Annotated in this window: 1 protein-coding gene; it reads right to left on the bottom strand. The window is 69.4% G+C overall.

Annotated features, from left to right (window positions below; genetic code table 11):
* Positions 1–48: 48 nt before the first annotated feature.
* The gene (locus ACFU6K_RS36660) at positions 49–2,283 is read right to left on the bottom strand and encodes a right-handed parallel beta-helix repeat-containing protein (protein WP_380670619.1); all 2,235 of its coding nucleotides are present in this window, start codon (positions 2,281–2,283) and stop codon (positions 49–51) included.
* Positions 2,284–2,476 lie beyond the last annotated feature (193 nt).

Genomic DNA, 2,476 nt, shown 5'->3' with positions numbered 1-2,476 from the left:
GCGCGGGGCTCGGCGCCGGGGCCGTCGGGGTGCTGGTTCGGTAGCGGGTCAGTACAGCTGGTATCCGAGCTGGTCCACCACGAGGTGCAACGGGGCACCGCTGGCGTTGTAGAACGAGACCTTGCCGTCCTTCACGGGAACCACGACCTGGTTGGCGATGGTCTCGCCACGCAGGAAGTTCAGGTTCGACACGTTCGGTGCCTCGTCACCGTGCGGATACACGGTGAGGTGCCCCTCGTCGCCCGGCTCGGTGACCGTCACGTTCAGGGTCACCGCCGCGAGGTCCCCGAGATTGAGGGTCAGGGTGCCCCAGGCCGGGACAGCGGTCGTGCCGAAGGCGGGGTCACGGGTATCCATTCGCCGCCACGGGCCGTCGGCCCGATAGGTGACCTTGCCCTCGGTGGCGTAGTAACCGGCGAGGTCGGCTATCACATGAACGGTGCCGCCGGAGGCGTTGTAGAACGACACCTTGCCGTCCTTCACCGGCACCGTCACCAGGTTCGGAATCGTCCGCCCCGCCGTCCAGTTCAGATTGGACGCGTTCGGCGCCTCGTCACCGTGCGGGTACACGGTCAGGTGCCCGTCCTGCGTGGGGTCGGTCACCGTGACGTTCATCGTCACGGCCGTCACGCCCTCCGCCGGGACGCCCCCGACGCCGGCGACCTGGAGGTCCACGGTTCCCCAGGCCGGAACCGCCTTCGCGGTCGGCACGCCGATCGGCGCCCGGGTGTCCAGCAGCCGTGTCGGACCCTGCGGGTGGAACAACGAACCCTTCGGACTGTAGTAGCCGTCCAGGTCGGCGATCAGGTGCACGGTGCCGCCGGAGGCGTTGTAGAACGAGACCTTGCCGTCCTTCACCGGCACCGTCACCAGGTTCGGAATCGTCCGCCCCGCCGTCCAGTTCAGGTTCGACGAGTTCGGCGCCTCGTCACCGTGCGGGTACACGGTCAGGTGCCCGTCCTGCGTGGGGTCGGTCACCGTGACGTTCATCGTGACCGCGTCCACTCCGGATACCGGTACACCTGCGACGCCGGCGACCTGGAGGTCCACGGTTCCCCAGGCCGGAACCGCCTTCGCGGCGGGCACGCCGATCGGCGCCCGGGTGTCCAGCAGCCGCGTCGGACCGGCCGGGGTGAACGCGCTGCCGATGCCGAGCATCTCGACCGCGCCCCGGTCACGGATGCCGCTGCCCGTACCGGTGTTGACGACCCTCAGGTCGTCGACCGGGGCCCAGCCCCCGCGGTCGGTCGGCAGCATGCCCGGGGCGTTCTCGTCCGCCGAGTCGATCCGGTGGTCGACCGGGGCGTTCGGGCCCTTCGGCACGTTGGTCAGATCGACGAAGTCGTGCGCCCCCTGTCCGGTGGCCGCCGTGAACGCCTCCTGCGAGGTGTACGGGCTGCCAGCCCAGCTGTAGGCCGCGCCGCCACTGCGCGAATCGATCAGGTTGTAGTCGACTTTGGTGCCCGCGGTGGCGTTGGCCCCGACCGCGATCCCGGTGGCGGCGGCCGGGGTGTCGCAGGCCGCGTTCTGGTTCTTCGCGGTGTTCACCACGTTGTTCTCGACCACCGCACCGGTCGAGCCGCCGTCCAGCACGATCCCGGCGAAGCAGGACGAGTTGACGGTGTTGGCCACCACGACGGTGTTCGGCGCGTCCTTGACCAGGATCCCGGTCGCGTCGGCCGCGGAGCCGGACTGGACCTTGTTGGTGGTCACCACCGTGCCGGTGGAGCCGCCGTCCACGACGATCACCGGGCCCTGGCTGTAGCTGAAGTCGCCACGTCCGTAGAGCACCTGGTCGGAGCCGTTGGTGATGTGAACGCCACCGCCGCCGGTGACGTCGGTGTTGTCGAAGGAAACATCACGGGCGCCATCCACCAACACGCCGACCGTCCGGATGGCCGGAGCGATCTTGAGGCTCTCGAAGCGGACGTGCTGGGCACCCTTGACAGTGAGGCCCTTGGTCGGCTTTCCCAGGCTGCCGAACCAGGCTCCGCCCGGTTCTCCCTGGGTGTTCCTCGCCCGGAAGGTGATCGGCGCCTCGGCCGTGCCCGACCGGGTTACGGTCAAGTCCTCGTTGTAGCTTCCGTCGGCGATCTCCACCGTCTGTCCCGCCTGAACGACGGCCGCCGCCGCGCCCACCGAGCAGAACGGCGCCGCCTGGGTACCCGCGCCGCTGTCGGTGCAGTGCGCACCCGCGGCGTTGTTGACGTAGAGCGTGCTGCCGGCCGCGGCCGCGCCGCCCGCGGCGACGGCCGGCAGACCGACCGCCCCGAGCAGCGTCACACCGGCGGCGAGAGCCGTACGGAATCTGGAAATGGGAGCCCCCTGGGCTTTTCGAAGCATTTGTTAAGCATTTCGGCCTCCCAGCGTCGGGAAAAGATCGCATGGAGAGCGTGCGGATCATTCCACAGCGCCGAATCCCCCGCCAAGGAGGTTTCCGCGAACCTCCAGACCGGACGGCGACGGCCCCCGGAAC

The sequence above is a fragment of the Kitasatospora sp. NPDC057512 genome (assembly GCF_042802135.1).
Classification (GTDB): domain Bacteria; phylum Actinomycetota; class Actinomycetes; order Streptomycetales; family Streptomycetaceae; genus Kitasatospora.
The sequence above is the reverse complement of the archived record's forward strand: the minus strand, read 5'-3'. Positions and strand labels throughout refer to the sequence as shown.